Genomic DNA, 4,278 nt, shown 5'->3' on the forward strand with positions numbered 1-4,278 from the left:
GTAACTCTCATTATACAGGATTTGGGGAGGTGCTCTATTTTCTTGTCATTTTACCCTTAGAGCCGCAAGGGCTCAGAGTTATGAAATTAATTCAATTATATGAATATTTCATTTTTTGGGAATTATTATATGATATCATCAAAAGAGTAATAAGCGCTTATTTACTTAATGGGTATTTGGAGGTATAATCTTGAAAAAAATATTTTCAGTTTTGTTAACGACACTATTATTATTTTTAATTGTTCCTGGTCTGGGAAAAGTTAATGCTGCATGTAGCGATCCTTGGAGTGTAACTCCTACTGCCAAAACTTCTATTGGTGGAGAAATTGTCACTCCTCAATGTACGAGTGGTTCTCCCTATGGTTGGGTAAGTTTGAGAAGTACAGCTAGACTTGATCCTGCAGCTAAGAATTTCAAGCAATATAGAAAAGTAGGGAATGCTAGTAAGGCACTATCTGATTTACAGAGGTATATAGCAACATCTACAAATCCACCAGTTGCATATGGTAGTGGGAAATGGGCTGTACATACTCCACAAGGTACAGTAATGTTCTATCCTAAGGATGCTTCTTATGGAAGACCTGCAATTAAGTGGAATGCTGGTAAAGAAGTAATTAGGTATGATTAACTAAGGGGTTGGATTTAATGAAAACTTCAAGTATTATGCATTACTGGCGCCCAAGTAACGAAATTGGTGAAGTACTGGGCTTTGAAAAACTTGAATACACTTTTAATAAAGTAAAGCTAATTTATCAAATAATTAAAAGTGGTAAGCTCCTAGATAAGTATGTTTGTTTTACTTTCAATGAGGGAGTATTGTCTTTAAGATTTTCAGATGAATGTCATCGAAGCGAATTGAATGAATTTCCTTTTTTAGATTCTTTAAAACCAAATAGTAATAAACGCGAAGAATTATGGCCGTTATATAAAATGGAAAACTCTGAATTTCTAGATTGGTATCTTAGTAAAGAATTAGGACCTGGTTTCGGCGATGAGATTACTGATTTTGTGTTTGTAGATCAAGAAAACGTTCTTGAAATTTTGAGTAGCTATGAACCTATCGTGACAATCCACAATTCATTGGATGATATCTGAATATCTACGGAAAGACGTTTTCAAAAAATGAAAACGTCTTTCCTATTTTTAGATATTGGGGTCAGACCCTCGTCAAAGTGAATCATTAATCGATCGGGGGTCTGATCCCGACATTCGAGCTATTATCCTTTCTGTATGAAGGCCTGATCTGAACTCTTTATTAAGTCCATAAAATTCTTCCCTAGAATAAATTTCTTTTCTTCTTGAGGAATATCTAAAGAGTCAATCCAGCTCCTTTTATCCGAGTAATCGTACTCATTATACTTTTTCATTCCATATGGTCCATCGCAACCATACAATACCTTTTGATACCCAAGTGCCTGAACTACATTTCTTACGATAGCGGGTGTAAGGTAATCACTTGAAGTGTCCACATAAACATTGGGCTTTTCTTTTGCGTATTGCCACAGGCTTTTCCAAAAAGGAAGTCCTGCATGAGCATAAATAACTTTGAGATTGGGATATTTGTCTGGTAAGTATTTGTAGGAATCTGGTTCTGAAGACAGATGAATAATCATTGGGAGGTCTCTTTTTTGGCATAAGGATCCAATTTGATCAAGTTCTTTAATACTATACTTATGCATAAATGGATGGGCTTTTACACCAATAAAACCAGGTAGGTTAAGGTATGTTTCTAACGTCTCCACAGATTCGGGAACAGTTGGATTAACGGCAGCCCAGCCTAGAAAACGATCAGGATAGCATTTTATCGCATTTGCTACAATGTCATTATTTGGCTCGGTGAAAATCTTAAAGCTTCCATTGACTTTAAAGTAACCATCTTTAACTAATCCGTTATAAATCTTAAAGCCTACTTTGGGAAAATTCATAATTAAAAAACGGAACAAGCGGTGTAGGTTATCCTGGTATGTACTTTCTTTTTCATACATGGTTTCATTTAAAGGTGGAATTAATGCGGTTTTCTTAATATTGTTTTTATCCATCTCTTCAATCATTTTTTCTAACGATAACATCGTTTCATCAACATGGAAATGGCAATCAATGATCATTTGTAATCTCAGTCGCCCTTTCTTATTTAGGTTAAAATAAATATTACTTTTAAATATTTTTAATTATATAAATATTATCACGTTCATACTCTAGTTACCATAAACTGGTTCAAGTCTAATTAACAATCGTCAATAGTTTAATGCGTAGTAATATTCACTAGAAAGAAAGTGAAAACCTACTTAAATCTAAGAGAAGTCCAAAAGGTTTTGGACTTCTCTTTAATTTTAGGTTTTCAAATTTATTGTCGAAGTACAAAAGGGAAAGTGCATATTGGGGTCAGACCCTCGGCACGGGGTGGAAGCGCTGATTGGACAATTCATTGGCAGGGTGGATGTAATCCTTATGTTTGAGAAGTTCATACGGAGGAGTTCTGGTTCGAGCACTTGGAAGAGTATATTTTCTACTAGACGAACAGGAGAATTCAGGTCTATATCATCAATGGCTGTTAAGGATTATTTATCATTGGTTTGAAAGTGCGCTTTTCCAGATTAATGCAAAAAGTCAAATTGGATCCGTCCCCATTTAACCAGTTTTTCACTCCTATTCCTGGGCGCATGCTCCCTGCAGCCGCCGGAATGGGCGAAGCCAAGTAAAAGCTCGAACCCAGAAGACATCAAAATCGGACTATCCGTTTCAACCTTGAATAACCCATTCTTCGTCTCCATGAAAAACGGAGTAGAAGACGAAGCGAAGAAACAAGGCATGGAAGTCGTCGTCGTCGATGCACAGAATGACGCCGCCAAACAGATCAATGACGTAGAAGACCTCATCCAGCAGGGCGTCAACGTCTTACTCATCAACCCGACAGACTCAGCGGCCATCTCCACTGCCGTCCAATCCGCCAACAGCCTAGGCATCCCCGTCGTCACCCTTGACCGCTCAGCGGAAAAAGGAGACGTCGCCACCCTCGTCAGCTCGGATAACGAAAAGGGCGGCGAAATGGCCGGAGAATACCTCGTCAAACAGCTTGGTGAAGGAGCAAAGGTTGCAGAACTGGAAGGTGTCCCAGGAGCATCCGCCACTCGTGAGCGGAGAGCCGGGTTCCACAACATCGCGGATGAAAAGTTGGATGTCGTGGCCAAGCAGACAGCGAACTTTGATCGTACCGAAGGATTGAATACAATGGAGAACATGATCCAAGGGAATCCAGATATCAAAGCTGTGTTTGCTCATAACGATGAAATGGCATTGGGAGCACTGCAGGCTATCCAGAGTTCTGGTCGAGACGTTCTCGTCGTTGGATTTGATGGAAATGAAGATGCGATGACTAGCATTCGGAATGGTAATCTGTCTGCGACCGTGGCTCAGCAGCCTGAGAAGATTGGTTCGTTGGCCGTTCAGGCTGGGGCTGATGTGTTGGCAGGGAAGAAGGTATACAAGAAGATTCCGGTGCCGTTGAAGTTGGTGACGGTAAAGAAAGAATAAATGTATGGAAACTCATTGCGAGTAAAATGACATACAAAATTAAATCTTAATAAACACCTTCAAGGCGTTAATATTTGCACTTGGAGGTGTTTTTTATATGTGTAAAATAACCATTTAGTATTATTTTAAGCAACTCAAAAGGTTTCATAGTCCAATATTCCTTTGTATTTTCGTGGTTCAAATTATCTAATATATTTTTATTCCTAAGAGAATAATTATTAGTACTTTTTGTCGGAAAGTGGAGGATTAGTCATAAGTTTAGGGTTAAATCTACAAAACTACCACCTGACTATATTTTACATTTGTAGACATCTAAAGTATTGTTTGAAGTGCGCACCAGATACAAAAAAAGGAAATTGTTAGTCTTTAGCTAAAGAAAATCATTGCAGTGATATTTGAATCAAAATTAGTCTGTTTTTAAAAGTTGAGGTTTAATGGTTTCAGTTAATATATGGAGGTTTCTTAGAATTTTCGTCCAATTTTTACAAAATTACCTAAATTTTAAAAAGGTCGGTGTAATTAAATGAAGAAGAAAAAATTAGTAGTTTTAGGTTTGACATTAGGTTCGCTAGCAACTGCTGGAGCAGCTCAAGCTGGTTATAGTTACGAAGGGTATGATACACAAGTAGGTGCTTTTAATGGTAGTGGATATCGGTGTTTGTCAATATAGTTGTCGCATTTAGTTACTTTAGTATTTTTAAAAATGTCATGGGTTCCCGCGTTCGTCCCTTGGCTACCGCGCTACGC

General features: G+C 37.9%; 6 protein-coding genes. 5 read left to right on the plus strand and 1 reads right to left on the minus strand.

Annotated elements, in window-relative coordinates; genetic code table 11:
* From DET59_RS21900 to DET59_RS21265, 3 genes are all read left to right on the plus strand, one after another.
* Positions 1-188: hypothetical protein (locus DET59_RS21900; protein ID WP_220154076.1), on the plus strand; the 188-nt coding region annotated here is incomplete at its 5' end.
* A 2-nt stretch (positions 189-190) separates the two neighbouring features.
* Entirely contained in the window at positions 191-628 is a 438-nt protein-coding gene (locus DET59_RS21260) for a hypothetical protein (RefSeq protein ID WP_113971582.1), read from the plus strand.
* Positions 629-645: 17 nt separating this feature from the next.
* Positions 646-1,095 carry a hypothetical protein gene (locus DET59_RS21265; RefSeq protein ID WP_113971583.1) on the plus strand — a complete coding sequence of 150 codons (450 nt, stop codon included), beginning with the start codon at positions 646-648 and terminating at the stop codon, positions 1,093-1,095.
* Between the two features lie 122 nt (positions 1,096-1,217).
* Here the strand turns inward: DET59_RS21265 and DET59_RS21270 are convergent, their stop codons facing one another.
* Positions 1,218-2,105, minus strand: a complete 888-nt coding sequence (locus DET59_RS21270) for an amidohydrolase family protein (RefSeq protein ID WP_113971584.1) — start codon at positions 2,103-2,105, stop codon at positions 1,218-1,220.
* A gap of 511 nt (positions 2,106-2,616) precedes the next feature.
* Between DET59_RS21270 and rbsB the strand changes: the two genes are divergently transcribed.
* Together rbsB and DET59_RS21820 are read left to right on the plus strand one after the other, a co-directional pair.
* A complete protein-coding gene (gene rbsB, locus DET59_RS21275; RefSeq protein ID WP_113971585.1) occupies positions 2,617-3,531 on the plus strand; it encodes a ribose ABC transporter substrate-binding protein RbsB in 915 nt (304 codons plus the stop codon).
* A 523-nt stretch (positions 3,532-4,054) separates the two neighbouring features.
* Positions 4,055-4,201, plus strand: coding sequence for a hypothetical protein (locus DET59_RS21820; RefSeq protein WP_181778277.1), 147 nt, complete (start codon positions 4,055-4,057; stop codon positions 4,199-4,201).
* Positions 4,202-4,278: the final 77 nt, after the last annotated feature.

It is taken from the genome of Rossellomorea aquimaris (assembly GCF_003315075.1).
Taxonomy (GTDB): Bacteria; Bacillota; Bacilli; order Bacillales; family Bacillaceae_B; genus Rossellomorea; species Rossellomorea aquimaris_C.

Bases quoted from the DNA above. Each gene is read 5' to 3' on its own strand.
- DET59_RS21265 (WP_113971583.1), top strand. From the start codon at position 646: ATGAAAACTTCAAGTATTATGCATTACTGGCGCCCAAGTAACGAAATT.
- DET59_RS21270 (WP_113971584.1), bottom strand. From the start codon at position 2,105: ATGATCATTGATTGCCATTTCCATGTTGATGAAACGATGTTATCGTTA.
- DET59_RS21820 (WP_181778277.1), top strand. From the start codon at position 4,055: ATGAAGAAGAAAAAATTAGTAGTTTTAGGTTTGACATTAGGTTCGCTA.